At 57.8% G+C, this 19,707-nt stretch carries 20 protein-coding genes; 9 read left to right on the plus strand and 11 right to left on the minus strand.

All coding sequences use genetic code 11. From position 1 onward, the window contains the following. Positions 1-82 precede the first annotated feature (82 nt). The 3 genes from RYZ18_RS00490 to RYZ18_RS00500 are packed head-to-tail and all read right to left on the minus strand — an operon-like array spanning position 83 to position 2,761. Positions 83-763, minus strand: coding sequence for an orotate phosphoribosyltransferase (locus RYZ18_RS00490; protein WP_317654372.1), 681 nt, complete (start codon positions 761-763; stop codon positions 83-85). A gap of 12 nt (positions 764-775) precedes the next feature. Further along, the gene (gene pyrC / locus RYZ18_RS00495) at positions 776-1,822 is read right to left on the minus strand and encodes a dihydroorotase (RefSeq protein ID WP_317654373.1); all 1,047 of its coding nucleotides are present in this window, start codon (positions 1,820-1,822) and stop codon (positions 776-778) included. A 48-nt stretch (positions 1,823-1,870) separates the two neighbouring features. Then, positions 1,871-2,761, minus strand: coding sequence for a hypothetical protein (locus tag RYZ18_RS00500; protein ID WP_317654374.1), 891 nt, complete (start codon positions 2,759-2,761; stop codon positions 1,871-1,873). Positions 2,762-2,930: 169 nt separating this feature from the next. Here RYZ18_RS00500 and RYZ18_RS00505 point away from each other — a divergent pair, with 169 nt between their 5' ends. From RYZ18_RS00505 to RYZ18_RS00535, 7 genes are all read left to right on the plus strand, one after another. After that, on the plus strand, positions 2,931-3,854 hold the full coding sequence (locus RYZ18_RS00505) for an AAA family ATPase (RefSeq protein WP_317654375.1): 924 nt from the start codon (positions 2,931-2,933) through the stop codon (positions 3,852-3,854). A 6-nt stretch (positions 3,855-3,860) separates the two neighbouring features. After that, the gene (locus RYZ18_RS00510; RefSeq protein ID WP_317654376.1) at positions 3,861-5,129 is read left to right on the plus strand and encodes a vWA domain-containing protein; all 1,269 of its coding nucleotides are present in this window, start codon (positions 3,861-3,863) and stop codon (positions 5,127-5,129) included. 21 nt (positions 5,130-5,150) lie between these two features. Beyond that, positions 5,151-6,128: an XdhC family protein gene (locus RYZ18_RS00515; RefSeq protein WP_317655774.1), complete on the plus strand. Its 978-nt coding sequence runs from the start codon at positions 5,151-5,153 to the stop codon at positions 6,126-6,128. Further along, positions 6,125-7,132 (plus strand): molybdopterin-binding protein, encoded by a 1,008-nt coding sequence (locus RYZ18_RS00520; RefSeq protein WP_317654377.1) that lies wholly within the window; start codon positions 6,125-6,127, stop codon positions 7,130-7,132. The genes RYZ18_RS00515 and RYZ18_RS00520 overlap by 4 nt, the downstream gene beginning before the upstream one ends. A gap of 106 nt (positions 7,133-7,238) precedes the next feature. Continuing rightward, positions 7,239-7,724: a (2Fe-2S)-binding protein gene (locus RYZ18_RS00525; protein ID WP_317654378.1), complete on the plus strand. Its 486-nt coding sequence runs from the start codon at positions 7,239-7,241 to the stop codon at positions 7,722-7,724. 103 nt (positions 7,725-7,827) lie between these two features. Beyond that, on the plus strand, positions 7,828-10,191 hold the full coding sequence (locus RYZ18_RS00530) for a xanthine dehydrogenase family protein molybdopterin-binding subunit (RefSeq protein WP_317654379.1): 2,364 nt from the start codon (positions 7,828-7,830) through the stop codon (positions 10,189-10,191). A gap of 87 nt (positions 10,192-10,278) precedes the next feature. After that, entirely contained in the window at positions 10,279-11,067 is a 789-nt protein-coding gene (locus RYZ18_RS00535) for a xanthine dehydrogenase family protein subunit M (protein ID WP_317654380.1), read from the plus strand. 85 nt (positions 11,068-11,152) lie between these two features. Here RYZ18_RS00535 and infC read toward each other — a convergent pair whose 3' ends face one another. The 7 genes from infC to cysG form a co-directional block, all read right to left on the minus strand. Beyond that, complete coding sequence (gene infC, locus RYZ18_RS00540; RefSeq protein ID WP_411567085.1) at positions 11,153-11,695, minus strand: translation initiation factor IF-3; 543 nt, start codon at positions 11,693-11,695, stop codon at positions 11,153-11,155. A gap of 93 nt (positions 11,696-11,788) precedes the next feature. After that, on the minus strand, positions 11,789-12,628 hold the full coding sequence (locus RYZ18_RS00545; RefSeq protein ID WP_317654381.1) for a ferredoxin--NADP reductase: 840 nt from the start codon (positions 12,626-12,628) through the stop codon (positions 11,789-11,791). A gap of 66 nt (positions 12,629-12,694) precedes the next feature. Next, complete coding sequence (locus RYZ18_RS00550; protein ID WP_317654382.1) at positions 12,695-13,084, minus strand: DUF934 domain-containing protein; 390 nt, start codon at positions 13,082-13,084, stop codon at positions 12,695-12,697. Between the two features lie 11 nt (positions 13,085-13,095). Further along, entirely contained in the window at positions 13,096-13,836 is a 741-nt protein-coding gene (locus tag RYZ18_RS00555; protein ID WP_317654383.1) for a phosphoadenylyl-sulfate reductase, read from the minus strand. Further along, entirely contained in the window at positions 13,823-15,481 is a 1,659-nt protein-coding gene (locus RYZ18_RS00560) for a nitrite/sulfite reductase (protein WP_317654385.1), read from the minus strand. The genes RYZ18_RS00555 and RYZ18_RS00560 overlap by 14 nt, the downstream gene beginning before the upstream one ends. Before the next feature lie 5 nt (positions 15,482-15,486). After that, positions 15,487-15,789 carry a DUF2849 domain-containing protein gene (locus tag RYZ18_RS00565; protein ID WP_317654387.1) on the minus strand — a complete coding sequence of 101 codons (303 nt, stop codon included), beginning with the start codon at positions 15,787-15,789 and terminating at the stop codon, positions 15,487-15,489. Further along, the gene (gene cysG / locus RYZ18_RS00570; protein WP_317654388.1) at positions 15,786-17,183 is read right to left on the minus strand and encodes a siroheme synthase CysG; all 1,398 of its coding nucleotides are present in this window, start codon (positions 17,181-17,183) and stop codon (positions 15,786-15,788) included. The genes RYZ18_RS00565 and cysG overlap by 4 nt, the downstream gene beginning before the upstream one ends. 138 nt (positions 17,184-17,321) lie before the next feature. Between cysG and RYZ18_RS00575 the strand changes: the two genes are divergently transcribed. Further along, the gene (locus tag RYZ18_RS00575) at positions 17,322-17,801 is read left to right on the plus strand and encodes an Lrp/AsnC family transcriptional regulator (RefSeq protein ID WP_317654389.1); all 480 of its coding nucleotides are present in this window, start codon (positions 17,322-17,324) and stop codon (positions 17,799-17,801) included. Beyond that, positions 17,798-18,622 carry a DUF3445 domain-containing protein gene (locus RYZ18_RS00580; RefSeq protein WP_317654390.1) on the plus strand — a complete coding sequence of 275 codons (825 nt, stop codon included), beginning with the start codon at positions 17,798-17,800 and terminating at the stop codon, positions 18,620-18,622. Before RYZ18_RS00575 ends, RYZ18_RS00580 begins: the two co-directional genes overlap by 4 nt. A gap of 3 nt (positions 18,623-18,625) precedes the next feature. Here the strand turns inward: RYZ18_RS00580 and RYZ18_RS00585 are convergent, their stop codons facing one another. Continuing rightward, entirely contained in the window at positions 18,626-19,702 is a 1,077-nt protein-coding gene (locus RYZ18_RS00585; RefSeq protein WP_317654391.1) for a 2'-deoxycytidine 5'-triphosphate deaminase, read from the minus strand. Positions 19,703-19,707 lie beyond the last annotated feature (5 nt).

A 19,707-nucleotide genomic window follows, 5' to 3' on the forward strand; every position in this document is an offset into this window, starting at 1 on the left:
TTCGGGCCTCTGCTTTGCTTGATGGATCGGGCTAATGAGGCCGCGTGAATTCTGGGCCGTTTTAGGGCCTGTGCCTTGGGGCTTAGGCGAATCCCCGCGCGGCGCGCCACCCTTCGGGGTCACGCAGGAAATGTTCGACCTGCTCAAGCGTGTTCGCGTCAAAGTCGTTGCCTGCGCGTGCCTCGGCAATCACATCGGCCCAAGTGCAGAGCCAATGCAATTCAACCCCGTGCTCCCGCAACCGCGGGATCGTGTCCTCGAAAATGCCGTAATAGAACACAACCGCCGTGTGCGCACAGCTTGCGCCTGTCTCGCGGATTGCATCGACAAAGCTCAGTTTTGAGCCACCATCCGTGGTCAAATCTTCCACCAATAGCACGCGGTCACCCGCATCCATTGCCCCCTCGATACGGGCGTTTTTGCCATAACCTTTGGGCTTTTTGCGCACATAGCTCATGGGGAGGGCCATACGCTCGGCCACGAAGGCGGCAAAAGGAATGCCTGCCGTCTCGCCGCCTGCGATATTGTTAAAGGCCTCAAGCCCCGCATTGCGCATGACTGTGCAGGTCAGGAAATCCATCAATGTGGCGCGCACGCGCGGGAAGGAAATAATCCGCCGACAGTCAATATAGGTGGGCGCACGTTTGCCCGATGCATGGGTATAGGGCTCGTCCGCGTTGAAATGCACCGCGCCAATATCCAGCAACATCCGTGCTGACATTTTCGCAATCTGCGCCTGATCGGGATAGCTTGCCGGGATCATGGCATGGCTCCTTTATTGGTCGAGAACCCGCCAAAACAGCGGATGGCCTGGGTCAAAGACAGTGACAGGCCCATCTTCTGTCTCGATTTTCGCGGGATAGGTCACAGGGGTGTCTTCCTTGACCAAGGTGATCATAGTGTCATTCGGGGCCAAACCATAGCGCGCTGGGCCAAAGAGCGAGGCGAAGCCCTCAAGTTTATCAAGCGCGCCTTCTTCCTCGAATACATGGGCGAGGCAGGCCATGGTGTTGGCTGCGGTGAAACATCCCGCACAGCCACAGGCGCTTTCTTTATTGGGGTCGGTATGGGGGGCGCTGTCCGTGCCAAGGAAGAAGCGCGGATTTCCCGAAATGGCGGCTTTGCGCAGCGCCTCTTGATGGGTCGCGCGTTTGGCCACGGGCAGGCAGTAGTAATGCGGCTTGATCCCACCCACCAAGATATGATTGCGGTTGATCATCAGGTGATGCGTTGTGAGGGTGGCCGCAATATCGCCACTTGCCTCCCGCACATAGTCGATCCCATCGCTTGTGGTGACATGTTCAAGCGTCACTTTGAGCTCAGGAATATCACGGCGCAGCGGGTCAAGAACCGTGTCTAGAAACACTTTTTCGCGGTCGAAAATATCGACATCATGGCGCGTGACCTCGCCATGGATGCACAAAGGCAGGCCAATCTCCGCCATCTTTTCCAAAACGGCGCGCACATTGGCGATGTCGCGCACGCCTGAGGCGGAATTTGTGGTCGCCCCTGCAGGATAAAGCTTCACCGCCGTGATCAGTCCCGCCGCATGCGCGGCGGCCAGATCGTTGGGATCAGTGCCTTCGGTCAGATATAATGTCATCAAAGGGGTGAAGGTCATGCCTTCGGGCAGGGCCGCCAAAATACGGTCGCGATAGGCGCGGGCATCGTCCCCTGTGACCACGGGCGGCACAAGGTTGGGCATGATGATGGCGCGACCAAAATGGCGCGCGGTTTCGGGCAATACGGCGCGCAGCATTGCACCATCGCGCAGGTGCAAATGCCAATCATCGGGGCGGCGAAGGGTCAGGCTGTGTGTCATGTTCCTTGCGCTACAGAATTCCCGCAGCCTTGCCAAGGGGTAAGCGCGCTATCTGGTGGGCGTATAGCCTGCGGCCCGTGCGGCGAGTTTTGGGTGATTGCGCGCCTTGGCCTGTGCCGCGAGATTGACCAAATAGGTTTCATCCGCGCGGGCGCGATCCCGAAAAATTTGGCGCAAGCGGGCGGTGGGATTGTCTGCCTCAAGGGCCAAAACAAGATCCCCCAATCCGCCATCGGCCATTGCCAATCGTTCGATCAGCGGGCTGTGGCGGGGCAAAGATATTTTCGTCACATGCGCGCCACGATAAAGCGCGGCATGAGCGGCGGACATCGTGGTTGCAGGGTCAAAAATCAGATAGAGCGCTTTGGCATGCGCACTCATCTCGGGGGCAAAGCCAAATCGGGTCGAAAAATCCAACCGCTTGGCCCGTGAAAACCGCGTCTCAAACGGCGCATCTTTGGGCGCAAGGCTGGCCACGGGGGAGGTCAGGATCAACTCGGGCTGTGGCGCTGCAATCGACAAGGCCGCGGCCGCATAGCCGCCAACAGGCCCAAGGCCGCAAAAGACAACGCGTTTGAAACTGTCAAAAAAACCCTCATCCACCAATCTGTCGATATAGGCAAAAAGATCAGAATCGCGGAACCATGTTTGCCCTGCGGACATGAATGTCAGGGTGGAAAACCCATGTTGCTGTGCCAATTCTGTGCCCAAGGGCAGGCCTTTTGTCCCCATCGCCGCCAATCGCGCTGCGTTGTCGAAGGTCACAACCAAATCCATACCACTTTCAACGAAGAGCGCGAAATGCTTGCGCCCAAGCTGTGTAAAACTGCCATAATCCTTGCCAAGCTGCGCCATTTTCGCGCGCCAGACTTGTGCTGCATTCGCGGTCTGGCCCTCGCCTGGGCGAGGCTGGCCAGTGCTTGGGATCAATTCATTCATGAAATATGCGTTGCAAGGGGGCCACTTTCGCGCCCGCTGCCGCTCCTTTTTTGTCGTAACCCTGTTGCGATCCTAGCAGCTGAGAAGGACGGAACAAAGGGAATTTGCACGGGCTTGACCGCGCGCTATTCTCTCGCCTTGATAGGGGCAACACATTGAGGGAGGCAGCATGAGCGGGACACCAAACCAAACGGCAATTCCCCCATCCATTGACGCATTGCGCGCAGGGTTGAGCGCCGAAGGCTATATCTGCGGCAAATCATTGGGCACGGTTGCCTATCTTGCCCTCAGCCTTGGGCGGCCTTTGTTTCTAGAAGGCGAGGCAGGCACGGGGAAAACCGAGATTGCCAAATCTATTGCCGCGATGTTGGGCCGCCGCCTGATCCGCTTGCAATGCTATGAGGGGCTTGATGCGGCCTCTGCGGTCTATGAATGGAATTTTGCCGCGCAGATGGTCGCCATCCGCGCAAGCGAGGCTGCGGGCGGCGCAGATCGCGCAAGCCTGACCGCTGACTTGTTCTCGCAAGATTATTTGATCGAACGGCCTTTGTTGCAGGCCATGTGCCCTGATCCCGCAGGGGCGCCTGTTTTGTTGATTGATGAGATTGACCGAACAGATGAACCTTTTGAGGCGTTCCTCCTTGAGGCGCTGTCAGATTTTCAGGTCACAATCCCCGAGCTTGGCCAGATCAAAGCCCCAGAGCCGCCCATCGTCATCTTGACATCAAACCGCACCCGCGAGGTGCATGACGCGCTCAAAAGGCGGTGCCTCTATCATTGGGTCGACTATCCCGACATCACCCGCGAGATGGAGATTTTGCACGCCCGTGTGCCACAGGCGGCAGAGACACTCTCGCGCGAGGTCGTGGCTTTCGTGCAGCGCCTGCGCAGCGAAGATCTATTCAAAAAGCCAGGTGTCGCAGAAACGATTGATTGGGCGAAATGTCTGCTTGCGCTTGATGTGATCGAATTATCGCCTGAGGTGATTGCAGATACGCTTGGCGCGATTTTGAAATATCAAGACGATATCGCGCGGCTGCAAGGGTCTGAGGCCAAGCGTATCTTGGACGAAATCCGCGCCGATTTGGGCTAGGGCGCTATGGAATACGCCCCGCTTGATCTGCCCGACAATCCGCAGCTTTTGCGCAACCTTGCGCATTTTGCGCGCGCCTTGCGCGTCGCGGGTCTGCCTGCGGGGTCAGGGCGTGTGATGGATGCGGCGCGCGCCTTGGCCAGTGTCGGTTTTACGGATCGGGATACGTTTTTCTATGCTTTGCGTGCTTGTTTTTGTACGCGCCCCGAGCATTTGCCAATTTTTGCGCAGATCTTCCGCCTCTATTGGCGGGATCCGCGTTATATGGAACATATGATGTCCTTGATGCTGCCCGCTATTCGCGGCGTGGCGGAGGAGCGCCAAGCCAAACCTGCCGAAAAACGCGCGGCAGAAAGTTTGCTGGACGGGATCACGCCTGAGGCCCCCGATATAAAAGGCGAGGATCGCCCGCAGGACACGGAAATCGAAATTGACGCAAGCCTGACGATGAGCCGTGAAGAACGCTTGCGCAGCCTTGATTTCGAACAAATGTCCGTGGCTGAAATGGCCGAGGCGCGGCGTATTTTGGCGCGGTTGAGCCTGCCTGTGCCACCGCTCCTGACCCGCCGATATGCGGCAGATGCCAATGGCACCAAGCCCGATTGGCGCAGAAGCCTGCGCCAAGCCATGCGCCATGGTGGCGAGATGCAAGGCTTCGCGCGCAAGGCGCGGCGCGAAAGGATGCCGGCCTTGATTTGTCTTTGCGATATCTCTGGGTCGATGTCAGCCTATAGCCGTGCGGTTTTGCATTTTCTGCACGCGCTCTCAAACGCGAAAGGGGCGGGTTGGTCAAAGGTCCATGGGTTCACCTTTGGAACGCGACTTACCAATATCACCCGCCACTTGCGTGGGCGCGATGTGGATGCGGCGCTGGCCGCTGCGGGGGCGGAGGCGCAAGATTGGGAAGGCGGCACGCGCATTGGGTATTGCATCGACCGCTTTAACCGCGATTGGTCGCGCCGTGTTATGGGGCAGGGCGCGATTGTTCTTTTGATCACCGATGGTCTGGATCGGGATGATCCCGAACTGTTATCGAGTGCGATGCAGCGTCTTAGCTTGTCATCTAAGCGGCTGATCTGGATTAACCCGCTTTTGCGTTGGGAGGGGTTTGCGCCAAAGGCCGCAGGTATTCGTGCCATTTTGCCCCATGTTGATATGTTCCGTGCGGGGCACAATATCGCGGCGTTGCAGGGCTTGGCCGAGGCGCTGAATGCGCGCGGGGATTTCAACGAAAAAGCACGGCTTGCGCGGATGCTATCCGATGCGGCAAGCTAAAGTGGAATGGGAGGGGTCATGATGGAAAATATGCCCGAATTGGCGCTTGAATGGCATCGCGCGGGTCGCGGTGCGGTCTTGGCCTCTGTGGTGGAGACATGGGGCAGCGCGCCGCGCCGTGTGGGCAGCCAATTGGTGGTTGCAGGCGATGGCGAGATGCAAGGCTCCGTATCGGGGGGCTGTGTCGAAGGGGCTGTGGTTCTTGAGGCGCAGGATATGCTTGCCACCCATGCAACCGCGCCCAAGCTATTGGAATTTGGGGTTTCTGATGATGCAGCCTTTGCTGTGGGCTTGGCCTGTGGGGGGCGGATTAAAATTCTGCTGCAGCCCATTGGCGGAGCCTTGCCCGAGGCCATCTTGCAGCATCTCGTTGCGGCGCGTGCGGCGCGCCATGCGGTGGCCTTGATCAGCGATGTCACGGGCGCAGCCCCGCCGCATGTCGTAGAACGCGCAGAAGCGCCCGATCTGAGCGAGGCCTTCGCCAAGGATAAATCGGGCCTTGATGCGGAGGGCTTGCGCTATATTGCAATCCACAACCCGCCGTTGCGCATGGTTGTTGTGGGGGCGGTGCATATTGCGCAAAGCCTGATCCCAATGGCGCAAATGGCAGGGTATGATGTGACGCTGGTTGATCCGCGCCCGGCCTTTGGTTCGACCGCCCGCTTTGAGGCGGTGCGACTGCTTGATGCTTGGCCAGATGAGGCCTTGGATGACATCGGGCTTGATGCCCGCACCGCCGTTGTGACCTTGACCCATGATCCCAAGCTTGATGATCCCGCAATCATGGCCGCGCTGCGGGCCGATGTGTTTTATCTGGGCTGCTTGGGTTCAACGCGCACCCATGCAAAACGGGTGGATCGCCTGACCGAGGCAGGCTTTGGTGCCGAGGCTATTGCGCGCATCCATGCCCCTGTTGGTTTGAATATTGGGGCGATGGGCCCTGCAGAGATTGCAATTTCGATCATGGCGCAAATCACTGAAAGGTTGCGCAAATCATGAGGTTTGGGCCGCGTCCGATAACCGAAGGGATGGGCGCGATCTTGGCCCATTCCGTGCCCGTTGAAGGGGGGGTGATCCGTAAGGGCACGCGCCTTGGGGCAGATCATATCGCGGCGCTGCAGGCCGCGGGCGTGGCCGAGGTGACAGTGGCCGCGATGGAGACGGGCGATGTCGATGAAAACACCGCCGCCGCGCGATTGGCGCATGCGTTATGCGGTGCCGATGCAGACCTTGAGATTGAAGCCGCCTTTACAGGGCGGGTCAATCTGCGCAGTCGCGGCGCGGGCATTGTGTCGGTGGATGCCGCAAAAATCGCGGCGGTGAATGCGATTGATCCCCGCATCACGGTTGCCACCCTGCCGCCATGGCAGCGTGTCTCAAAGGGGATGATGGTCGCCACAATCAAGATCATTCCCTATGCCGTGCCAGAGGCCGCGCTCTTAGCCGCGGAAGAGGCGGCCCGTGGTGGGGCCTTGGCCCATATCGCGCCGCAGATCTCTTCGGCCACCCTGATCCTCACGAGCCATGAGGGGCAAAAGGCGGCCGCGCTTGAGGCGAAATCTATCGCTGCGGTTGAGGCGCGTCTGGCTGCGTTGCATGTTGACCTCAAAGACACCCACATCTGCCCGCATGACAAAGCCGCACTTGAGGTTGAGATTGCGCAGGCAAAGTCAAGCCTGATCTTAATTCTCACCGCCTCTGCCACATCTGACATTGATGATGTGATGCCTGCTGCGCTGCGGGGCGCGGGGGGGCAGGTGACGCGGTTTGGAATGCCCGTTGATCCAGGCAATCTTTTGGTTTTGGGCGCATTGGCAGACATCCCTGTCATAGGCTTGCCCGGTTGCGCGCGCAGTCCCGCCTTGAATGGGGCAGATTGGGTGTTGGAGCGGGTTATCTGTGGCCATCCGCCAAGCGCCGAAGAAATTGGCGCGATGGGGGTTGGGGGCTTGTTAAAGGAAATTCCCACGCGGCCACAGCCCCGTGATGGACGCAGACGATAGCCCCCTCACGCGGGTTTGAGGGGGCAAATTGGCGCGAATGCATTTTTTTGTTTTGCCATTGGCAAAATCCATGTTTGGATAACAGCAATCGTTCAGGGAGGATCGAATGACGACGGTCAAACTATCAGTAAATGGAAAGGAAATGTCAGCCGAGGTTGAAGGCCGCACACTTCTTGTTGAGGTGCTGCGCGAAAAACTTGGTCTGACAGGCACCCATGTGGGCTGTGATACAAGCCAATGCGGGGCTTGCACCGTTCATGTGGACGGCAAATCTATGAAATCATGCTCGGTTCTGGCGATGGATGTCGCGGGCGCAGAGGTGACCACAATCGAAGGCATGGCCAATCCTGATGGCTCGCTTTCGGTGATCCAAGCAGCCTTCAAAGAGCATCATGGCCTGCAATGCGGGTTCTGCACACCTGGTATGGTGATGACGGCAGCTGCCTTGCTGAAAGAAAACCCAAAGCCCACCGAAGGCGAAGTGCGCGCCTATCTTGAAGGCAATATCTGCCGCTGCACGGGCTATCATAACATCGTCAAAGCGATCCTTGCGGCCTCGGGCCAAGATGTCGCGGCGATGGCTGCAGAATAAACGCCACCCCTTCGGGCGGAGGAGGCCCGAGGGTAGGTAATCAAAACAAATTGGCCTGCCTCATCGTCAGGTGGGCGTGACAGAACCCAAGGGAGGAATGACCATGCCAAAAGATAGTGGCATCGGGGCCGCGTCAAAGCGGCGCGAAGACCTTAGATTTCTGACGGGTGGCGGTCGCTACACCGATGATATCAATCTCAATGGACAGGCTTATGTCTATTTCCTGCGCTCGGATGTGGCGCATGGTCGGATTAAATCCATCGACACCAAAGCGGCTTCTGCAATGCCAGGCGTGGTGCGGATCTTTACCGGCGCAGATTTTGAAGGGGTGGGCACCATCCCCTGCGGCTGGCAGGTGACCGACCGCGAGGGCAACCCAATGAAGGAGCCCGCGCACCCAATCCTTGCCCAAGGGAAAGTGCGCCATGTGGGTGACCCGATTGCCGCCGTTGTGGCCGAAAGCCTGAGCGCCGCGCGCGATGCGGCCGAGGCCATCGAGGTTGATATCGAAGAATTGCCTGCCGTCATCGACATGAAAAAGGCGGTCGCTGCGGGCGCGCCGAAAGTGCATGACGATTTGGCCGACAATCTTTGCTATGATTGGGGCTTTGTCGAAGACAACCGCGCAGCGGTGGATGAGGCGATCAAGAACGCGGCGCATGTCACTACGCTGGAACTTGTGAACCAACGCCTTGCCCCCAATGCAATGGAGCCGCGCGTTGCGGTGGGTGATTATAATAAGGGCACCGATGAATCGACCCTCTATACCACCTCGCAAAACCCCCATGTGATCCGCCTTTTGATGGGCGCATTCGTGCTTGGCATCCCTGAGCATAAGCTGCGCGTGATTGCCCCCGATGTGGGGGGTGGGTTTGGCTCAAAGATTTTCCATTACGCAGAAGAGGCCTTCTGCACCTTCGCGGCCAAAGCGATTAAACGGCCCGTGAAATGGACATCTTCGCGGTCTGAGGCGTTTATGTCTGACGCGCATGGCCGTGACCATGTGACCAAAATCGAACTTGCCTTGGATAAGGACAATAACTTTACCGCCATTCGCACTGAAACCTATGCGAATATGGGCGCGTATCTGTCCACCTTCGCGCCCTCGGTTCCAACGTGGCTGCATGGCACATTGATGGCGGGCAATTACAAAACCCCGCTGATCTATGTGAATGTGAAGGCGGTCTTTACCAATACCGTGCCTGTGGACGCCTATCGCGGGGCGGGGCGGCCTGAGGCCACCTTCCAGCTTGAGCGCGTGATTGACAAAGCGGCGCGCGAATTGGGCGTGGATCCTGTGGAATTGCGGCGGCAGAATTTCGTCACCGAATTCCCCTATCAGACGCCTGTCGCCGTGCAATATGACACGGGCGATTATAACGCCACCATGGACAAGCTGATGGAGATGATCGACCGCAAAGGGTTTGATGCCCGTGCTGCCGAAGCGAAAAAGCGCGGCAAGCTGCGTGGTCTTGGGATCAACTCCTATATCGAGGCGTGTGGTATTGCGCCTTCGCAATTGGTCGGTCAGTTGGGCGCGCGCGCGGGCCTCTATGAATCGGCCACTGTGCGCGTGAATGCCACCGGCGGGCTTGTTGTCATGACAGGCAGCCACAGCCATGGGCAGGGTCATGAGACATCCTTTGCCCAAGTTGTGGCCGATATGATTGGTATTGATGAAAACATGGTTGAAATCGTGCATGGCGATACAGCCAACACGCCAATGGGCATGGGCACTTATGGCTCGCGCTCTTTGGCGGTGGGCGGCTCTGCCATGGTGCGCGCAACGGAAAAGATCATCGCTAAGGCCAAGAAAATCGCGGCTCATTTGATGGAGGCGTCTGAGGCCGATATCGAATTGAAAGATGGTCAATTCTCAGTGGCAGGCACGGATAAATCGGTGGCTTGGGGCGATGTAACCTTGGCCGCCTATGTGCCGCATAACTATCCGCTGGATGAGATCGAACCCGGTCTTGAGGAGACAGCCTTTTATGATCCGTCCAACTTCACCTATCCTGCGGGCGCTTATGCCTGTGAGGTGGAGGTTGATCCTGATACGGGCAAGGTCGAGATCATGGCCTTTGCAGCCGCCGATGACTTTGGCAACATCGTCAACCCGATGATCGTGGATGGCCAAGTACATGGCGGGATCGGTCAAGGGATTGGTCAGGCCCTGCTTGAAGGGGTCAGCTATGACGAGAACGGGCAAATCTTGTCGGCGAGCTATATGGATTATGCGATGCCACGCGCCGATGATCTGCCCTTCTACAAGGTCGATCATTCCTGTCAGACCCCTTGCACCCATAACCCGTTGGGCGTGAAAGGCTGCGGCGAGGCGGGGGCAATCGGCTCGCCCCCTGCGGTGGTGAATGCGGTTGTCGATGCGTTGAACCGCGGTGGTCATGCCGTGACGCATATTGATATGCCCCTGTCACCGCACCGCGTCTGGCAAGCAATGCAGGGCTAAAGAAAACACGCGCGGGCCGGTGCTCTGACCCGCGCACCATAAACGTCAAAGAGGGGCCATGCCCCTTGGAACCAGAGGAAACGGGATATGTATAATTTCGACTTTACCCGCCCAAGCAGCATCAAAGACGCGGTTGCGGCCATTGGCGCAGGCGGTCAGGCGCTCAGTGGCGGGCAGACCCTCATCCCCACGATGAAAGCGCGGCTTGCCATGCCTGAAACCTTGGTCAGCCTCACAGGCATTCAAGAGATGAAGGGCATTTGCACCAATGATGCAGGCCAGATTTGCATCGGCGCGGCAACAACCCATGCAGAGGTCGCACGCGAGGTGGCCAAATCTTATCCGGCGCTGTCTGATCTTGCAGGCCATATCGGGGATCCCGCCGTGCGTAACCGTGGCACAATTGGCGGCAGCCTTGCCAATAACGACCCCTCTGCCTGCTACCCGTCTGCGGTGCTAGGCTCAGGGGCCGTTGTGAAAACCAACAGCCGCGAAATCGCTGCGGATGATTTCTTTCAAGGCATGTTCACCACGGCCCTTGAAGAAGGCGAGATTATCACCGAGGTGAAATTCCCCGTGCCGCAAAAGGCGAATTATCAAAAATTCGTGCAGCCCGCCTCGCGCTTTGCGCTTGTCGGGGTGTTTGTTGCGAAATTCGCAGATGGTGTGCGCGTGGCGGTCACGGGCGCGTCAGGCGAGGGCGTGTTCCGTTGGACGGAGGCCGAAGCGGCACTGTCCAAGGATTTCACCGCAGCGGCGCTTGACGGCGTAGCGGCCCCTTCGGCGGATGGGATGATCTCTGATCTGCACGGCACAGGCGCCTATCGCGCTCATTTGGTCAAAGTGTTGACCGCGCGGGCTGTCGCGGCAGCTTAAGGTCAGCACAATCCAAAAAAAGAAAGCCCCGCGAAAGCGGGGCTTTTTTCGTGCCATGGGCCTGAGGCCCATGCCCTCGTCCAGATTATTTTGCGGGGCCGATCATCATTACCATTTGGCGACCTTCCAGCTTGGGCATATTCTCGATCTTACCCACGCCTTCAATCTTTTCGGCTACACGTTCTAGCAATTCACGGCCCAATTGTTGGTGCGCCATTTCGCGGCCACGGAAGCGCAGCGTTACCTTCACCTTATCCCCATTCTCAAGGAATTTGATGGCATCGCGCACCTTGCGGTCGAAATCGTGATCATCGGTGCCAGGCCGCATTTTGACCTCTTTGACCTCGATCACCTTTTGCTTTTTGCGGGCTTCGGCTTCACGTTTCTGCTGTTCATATTTGAACTTGCCGAAATCCATGATTTTACAAACGGGCGGTTCAGCATTTGGGGAGATTTCCACCAAATCCAATCCTGCCTCATCTGCCAATTCCATTGCGCGTTCTGGGGTGACCACCCCAATATTCTCGCCCTCTGCGCCAATCAGGCGAACTTCGGGGCAGCGGATACGGTCGTTGACGCGCGGGCCAGTGTCACGGCTGGGCGGCGCGTTGTGGGGTCTGCGGGCTATGGGTTTTGTCCTTCTGTGGTTTTACAGTGATGATGCACTAACCTACAGGCCCACCAAAGGGCTTTCAAGGGGGCACGTTCTTGGCTGCTGCAATCAGTCAAGAAAGGCCTTTTCCACAACGTAATGCTGTGGGTTGGAATTGGCCCCTTCGACCAAACCATAGCCCTCAAGCATATCTTTGATCTCAAGATTGAAGGCGAGGTTGCCACAGACCATGGCGCGGTCGCATTCGGGGCTGAGGGGCGGAACACCCAAATCTTCGAACACAGTGCCTGCCCGCATCAAATCGGTGATGCGGCCCATCTTGGGGCTCGGTTCGCGGGTGGTGGTGGGGTAGTATCGGATTTTATCCGCGAACCCGTCACCGATCAATTCGCGCAACAGCTCATCTTGCCTGATCTCTTCGATCAGGGTGCGGCCATAATCCAATTCTGCCACTTCGCGGCAGGTATGGGTGATGATGACCTCGTCATAATCTTCATAGGTTTGCGGCTCGCGCAGGAGGCTTGCGAAAGGGGCAAAGCCCGTGCCCGTGGCAAAGAACCAAATCCGCTTTCCAGGCAACAGCGCATCATGCACCAATGTCCCCACAGGTTTGGGGCGCAGGATGATTTCATCACCCACTTGGATATGTTGCAGCTTTGAGGTCAGGGGGCCGTCTTGCACCTTGATAGAATAGAATTCCAATTCTTCATCCCAGGAGGGGGAGGCAATGGAATAGGCGCGCAATAGCGGTTTGCCGTTATCGCTCATCAATCCGATCATAACAAATTCGCCCGACCGAAAGCGCAGGCTTGCAGGCCGCGTTACGCGGAAGGAAAACAGCCGATCCGTCCAATGTTTCACAAAGGTCACGCGCTGCGCATCGGGCAGGGTGGGGGTGGCTTTGGGGAGGGTCGATGTTGCGTCTGTCACGTCACTTTGGCCTATCATTCGGAATGGGCACAGCCCTAGCATATGCCCGCAGTTGTAAACTTTGATTTATGTCAGGGAAAGGCGCTATTCGCCGCGTAGGCGATTTTGGTAATCATGCGCGCGCCAATCGGCCCGAAACACCCATGCCTCTTGCGGTTGTCTGCGGGCCAGATCAGGGCTGATTTCCACCTCGTCAAACCCTGCGCGCCGCGCCATAGCGTATTGATCCGCAATGACATGACCCGCAGCGCGCAAGCGCCCTGAGAACCCCGCCATGCGCAGGCGTTTGGCCCATGTGAAGCCACGGCCATCGGAAAAGCTGCCAAAGGGAATGCAGATCGCGCTATGGCCTTGCGGTGTCTGGAGGGCCGCGTCAAACGCGGCGGGATCGCTGAGTTCAACCATCTCTGCGGGCCGCGCCGCCTCTGGGGTAAAGCCCTGATCGGTGACCACAATATGGGGGGTGGTGTTCATGATATATCCTTTCACGCCACGTTGCGGCGGATGATTTTGCCATCCACAAAATGGATGCCGCATTCCTCTTTGTCTTGCCCGCGCCAACGGCCTGCGCGCGGGTCTTCGCCTGCGGCAACGGGGCTCGTGCAGGGGGCGCAGCCAATAGACGGATAGCCCTGCGCCACAAGCGGATGACGGGGCAGGCGGTTATTAGTGATATAGTCCTGCACATCCTCGCGCGCCCAATGGGCCAGTGGGTTGATTTTGATCCTGATCTCGCCCTCATTCTCGAAGAAGTCCAACGCTGCGCGGCTTTGCGCCTGAAAGCGTTTGCGCCCCGTGATCCATGCGTCAAACGGGGCCAAGGCGTGTTCAAGCGGTTCGGTCTTGCGCTTGGCGCAGCAGGCATCGGGGTTGGTTTTATGCAAATCGCCCTGCGGGTCGCTTGCCGCAATCATCGTGCGGCTTGCATGAATGCGGCGCACATCCTCAAGGCCCAGATGATCTGCCAATTCGTTTTGATAGGTTAAGGTTTCGGGAAAGAGCATTTCGGTGTCGATGAACAAAACGGGTGTCGTGCGATCAATCGCAGACACCATGTGCAACAACACCACAGACTCCGCCCCGAAGGAGGATACCAAGGCCACGCGCCCGCAATCTGCGTCCCGCAACGCATGCTCAAGCACGGCTGTGGCACCATGTTTGTCATAGCGGCGGTTCAGCATAGCCACCCGTTCGGCGACTGTGCCAAAGGGGCTAGGCTGCAACATCTTGCACGCCCTCCTGCGGGTAAAGCGCGGCCTTAAAGGGGCCGAGCCCTAAGCGGCGATAGGTCGTGATGAAGGGTTCATCCACCCCATCGCGCAAGGTCAAATAGGCGCGCAATAGACGCTCAAGCGCGGGGATCAGCGCATCGGCAGAAAAACCGGGGCCTGCGCGCTCGCCGATTGCGGCGGCCTCGGTGTGATCACCCCCAAGGGTGATTTGGTAATTTTCGACCCCTGCACGATCCAAGCCCAAAATCCCGATATGGCCCACATGGTGATGCCCGCAGGCATTGATGCAGCCTGAGATTTTGATTTTCAGCGCGCCAATTTCCTCCTCTAGGCCGATATCGCGAAAATGCGTGGCGATTTCCTGCGCAATAGGAATAGAGCGCGCCGTGGCCAAGGCGCAGTAATCCATGCCAGGGCAGGCGATAATATCCGAGATCTTCCCGATATTGGCCGTGGCCAAACCCACAGCCTTCAGCCGCTGATAGAGATCAGGCAGCGCTGCGCGGGGGATATGGGGCAGGATCACGTTTTGCTCGTGGCTGATGCGCAGCTCGTCATGCCCATAGGTTTCGGCAAGATCGGCCAAGACCTCCATTTGCGCGGTGGTGGCATCACCGGGTGTCGCGCCATGAGATTTCATCGAAACCGTCACAATCGCGTAATCTGCATGGCGGTGTGCCGTTACGTTGCTGTCGATAAAGGCGCGCAAAGCGGGGCTTAGGGTTGGGGCGCCGTTGTCGCCTTTAATAAACTCAGGGGGGGCAAAATGGCCGCGAATTTCTGCCAAGAGGCGTTGATCAACCCCTTTGAATGCCGCGCGGCGCGGGATGAATTCCTCTTCGACAAGGCGTTTGATTTCGTCCAAGCCTGTCTCGTGTAGGGTGATCTTGATGCGGGCCTTATATTTATTATCTCGCCGCCCGATCAGGTTATAAACCGCCACAATTGCCTCGATATAGGGCAGAAGATCAGCCTCGGGCAGAAACTCTGCCAAAACCTTGCCGATCATAGGCGTGCGGCCCAAGCCGCCCCCGACCAAGACCTGATAGCCAATCTCGCCTTCGCGCGCGACAATGCGCAGACCGATATCATGGGCGGCGGTGACGGCACGGTCATTGGGGCTGCCTGTTACGGCAATTTTGAACTTGCGCGGTAGGAATTGAAATTCGGGATGATCGGTTGACCATTGGCGGATTAATTCCGCCACGGGGCGGGGGTCTGCAATCTCATCTGCAGCAGCCCCTGCAAAATGGTCTGCGGTGACATTGCGCACGGTGTTCCCCGAAGTTTGGATGGCGTGAAGGCCAACTTCGGCCAAAGCGTCCAGAATATCGGGCACATCCTCTAATTTTGGCCAGTTGAATTGGATGTTTTGGCGCGTGGTGAAATGGCCATAGCCCTTGTCCCATTGCCGCGCGACCTGCGCCAAGGCGCGCATCTGTGCTGAATTGAGCGTGCCATAGGGGATTGCTACGCGCAGCATATAGGCGTGAAGCTGCAGATATAGCCCGTTCATCAAGCGCAGAGGTTTAAACTCATCCTCGGTTAATTCGCCAGACAGGCGGCGGGCCACTTGCGCGCGGAATTGCGCGTTGCGGGCGCGCAGGAAATTTTCGTCAAATTCAGTGTAGCGATACATCTGCCTTACCCTTGCGCTTGTTCTTGTTTGCCATGGGGATAGTTTGAGGGGCCGCGCATCCGAAATGCCTCGCGAAAATGCGCAGGCGCGGGCCCTGTTTCGGTTGTAATGGCATCGACCAAATAGGGGCCAACCACCAGATCGCTTTGCGCGAAGGCTGCGGCAAGCGCAGCCTCGGCCGTGGCGCTGTCAGAAAAGACCACCGCATCCGTGATGTCCCGCGCCCATCTTTTGTCGGCCGCCCAATAGACGACATCGCCAAGGCGCAGGTCATTCGCGGTCAGGATTTTGGAATAATCACGGCTCATAACGCAATCTCCGCTTTGAGAGTGTTGAGGGCCGTGCGCGCGGCGCGCGGCGCAAGCCCATATAGGATCACCGCAGGCGCACCTTTGCCTTGGGCCTCAATGGCGTGGGCAAGATGTGCAAGATCGGTATCAATGACATGGGTGTCGGCGCGGCTTGCATGTTCGACCACAGTGACGGGTGTGTCGGGGCGTGCGCCATGCATCAAAAGCCGCCCTTGGATAAAGCGCGCACCACGCTTGCCCATATAGATCGCCGCCACCTCGCCACTGCGCGCAAGGCCGCGCCAATCATGTTCGGCAAACCCTGCCACATCATGGCCCGTGAGAAATCGCAGCGCAGAATTGCGCCCCCGTTTCGTCAGGCTTTGCCCGATTTGCGCGGAGGCGGCGCTTGCCGCCGTGATACCTGGAATGATCGACCATGGGATATCAGCATCAGAAAGCGCATCAATCTCATCATCCAAGCGGCCATAGACGCACGGATCGCCCGCCTTAAGGCGCACCACCTTTGCGCCGGCGCGCGCATGTTCCACCATAAGGGCAGAAATATCTTCTTGCTTCATCGCAGGGCCAAAGCCCGTTTTTCCTGCATCAATCAGCACCGCCTCGCGCCGCGCAAGCTCTAGGATTTGAGGCGAGATCAGGCGGTCGTGGATCACCACCTCGGCCTCATCAAGGGCTTTGCGCGCCTTGAGTGTAAGAAGTTCGGGGTCGCCTGGGCCTGCACCGACCAAAAGCACCTCGCCCATAGGGGGGGTGGCGGTCAGGCTTTCCGTCAGCAGGGTTTCAAGCGCACTCTCAAGACCTGCTTCACCCTCGGCTGCAAAGATCCGTGGCGCGAGTTGATCATAATAGCGTGCCCAAAACCCGCGCCGCGCGGCCCCTTCGGGCAAGGCCTCGACCTGAGGGCGAAAGGACTTCGCCACACGGGCAAAAATCCCAAGGGCAGGGCTTAACCTCTCCTCCAAGTCCCGCTTGATCCGCCGCGCCAAAACGGGCGCCGCGCCCTCGGTGCCGATGGCAATGGTCACGGGGTCACGATCAACGATAGCGGGGGTGATGAATTCGGATGCTTCGAGATTGTCGACCCAATTCACCAATGCCCCATCCGCGCGGGCCAAACGAATGACGCGCGCATCCTCGGCATCATCATCATTCGCGGCGTAAAAGAGGGCGGCACAAAACGCATCCCCCGCCGCAAGCGCACGCTTGATCAAGGTGATCTTGCCCGTGGCGGCCAAATCCAAAACCGCAGGGGCAGGGTCAGCTGCAAAAACCCAAATGCGGGCTTCGGTCTTAAGCAGCAAGCGCAGCTTGGCCAAGGCGCATTCGCCGCCGCCCGACACGATTACACGCCGTCCCGCGAGATTAAGGAAGATCGGAAAATGCTGCATGGTCAAAACTCCGCGTTCACTTCGTAATAAATAGAACAATTTCCTGAAAATTGGCAGATACCCCTTGCAGATAGGGACATATGTTCGGTATTAATGCCGCATAACCCCTCGCTGTTCTGTGGATGAAAGGCTTTGCGGATGGCTGTTCAAATAGACGAGACCGATCGAAAAATCCTTGCGGTGCTGCAAGAGGATGCAAGCCTGTCTTTAGATGAAATCGCGCGCCGTGTTGGCTCGTCCAAGACGCCGGTTTGGACGCGGATTCGCCGCATGAAAGAGGCGGGGATTATTGGACGGCATACTGTGGAATTGGATGCCGATGCCTTAGGCCTTGAGGCGTGTTTTTTCGTTTTGATCCGCACGTCTGAACATGATGCCGAATGGCAAAAGGCGTTTTTGCGCAGCCTCAAATCTCGCCCCGAAGTGTTGGAGGCGCATCGCCTTGCAGGGGAGATTGACTATATTTTGAAGGTTCGGGTGCGCAATGCACGCGCCTATGACGCCTTTTATCAGGCCTTGATTTCAGAGGTGAAAATCTACAACGTCACCGCATTGCTTTCGATGGAGGAGATCAAATCCACCTCCATGTTGCCGTTGGGATTGGCCGAGGTGAAATGATCTCAGACAGGATCTTATCCGACCCTATTTTGCACGACCATTTGCCAAGCGCGCCTTGGATGGCCGAGGCGACCCGCCGCCTGCCAGGGGTGCAACCTGTGCCGATGTCGGATTGGCTGATCCGTGACGAGCGATATGCCGAACAAATGGCCTTGCGCGATCATTTATTGGCGTCGCATCGTGCGCGGGTGTTTGAATGCCAAACAGGCGCAGAAGCCGCCTGTGCCGAATTGCGCGATCTGGTGGTCGCGCATCTGCCTGATGGCTTTCTGCGTCAAGGCCGCGTGATCACCCGACCAGATGGGGTGGCGATTGATCTTGATGCCGATCACCCGTTGATCGCCGCTGCCCGTCTTGTTCAGGAAGATTTGTGCATCCTCACCCATGATGCCCCGCAGGGCGAGCATCTGCTCAGTGCGGCGGTTTTGTGTTTCCCCGCCAGTTGGACATTGGCTGAAAAGATTGGGCGCCCTTTGAGCGCGATCCATATTCCCGTTGAAAAATACGATGATGTTATGGCCAAGCGCGTGCAGCGCCTGTTTGATATGGTGCGGGTGGATCACCCGCTGTGGCGGCAGAATGCGCTTTTTTATCAAAACCCCGCCCTGTTTCAGCCTGCCTCAGAGGCTCAGCCACGCAAAACCCCTGAACGGCGACCAGAATTTTTGCGCTCAGAGCGGCAGGTTATTCTGCGTCTGCCCCTTACAGGGACGATGGTGTTTTCGATCCACACATGGGTTTTGCCCTTTGGGCAATTAAGCCCTGAACAGGTCGAAGGTTTGGCAGCTCACCCTGTGCATTACGCAGGGCGCTCTGTCTGACGCCTATTTGAAATGCTTGGACAGTTTTAGCCCTTGGCCCTGATAGTTTGAGGCAATCTCACGGCCATAGAGCGTGCTGGGGAGGCTTTCCATCCGTTCATAAACTAAGCGGCCAACCACCTGCCCATGTTCGAGCACAAAGGGGGCTTCGTGGCAGCGCACCTCAAGAACCCCGCGCGCAGGTTGGCCGTGACCAAAACCTGGGTCAAAGAAGCCTGCATAATGAACGCGGAATTCTCCAACGATCGCCAGATAGGGCGACATTTCCGCTGCGCAATCGGGCGGTATTGAGACTTCCTCGCGGCTCACCAGAATATAAAACGCACCGGGGTCAAGGATGATACGGCCCTGATCCGTATGGATTTCTTCCCAAAAATCGCGCGCGTCATAGGCCCCGATACGATCAAGATCAATCACGCCCGTATGAGGTTTGGCGCGATAGCCGACAAGGGTGCTATTCTCGCGCTTGAGGTCAACGGAGAACCCCAATCCTTCGTCAATCACAGCTGTCTCGTCTGAGACAAGCTGGCTTTCTGCGTGGCGTTTGCGCAATTCATCATCGCTGAGAACCGCTTGCCCTTGGCGAAAGCGGATTTGATTAAGCCGCGCGCCCGCCCGCACCAGAACCGAGAAACTGCGCGGGCAAATTTCGGCATAAAGCGGCCCGTTATAGCCATGTGCGATGCGGTCAAATTCTGTGCCGCTATCGGTGATCGTGCGCGTCAAAAGGTCAAGACGCCCGGTTGAGCTTTTGGCATTGGCAACGGCGCTGATATCTTGGGGCAGGTTTAAGCCCTCCATCAGGGGCACAACATAAACGCAGCCCTTCTCCAACACGGCGCCTGCGCTGATGTCGATTTTATGCATCTCAAATTCGGCCAGCCGATCTGCGACACGCGCACCCTTGCCTGCAAGAAACGAGGCGCGCACCCGATAGGCCACGGGGCCAAGGCGCAGGTCAAGACTTGCGGGTTGCACTTGGGTTTCCGCAGGTGGGGCAGTGAGCGTGATCTGACCTTCTGCGATCATCGCCTCAATCCGATGATCTGGCAGCACGCCACGTGTCTGATCTGTCGCCATTGCGA

Origin of the sequence: Roseovarius sp. 10 (genome assembly GCF_033100315.1) — a bacterium.
Taxonomy (GTDB): Bacteria; Pseudomonadota; Alphaproteobacteria; order Rhodobacterales; family Rhodobacteraceae; genus M30B80.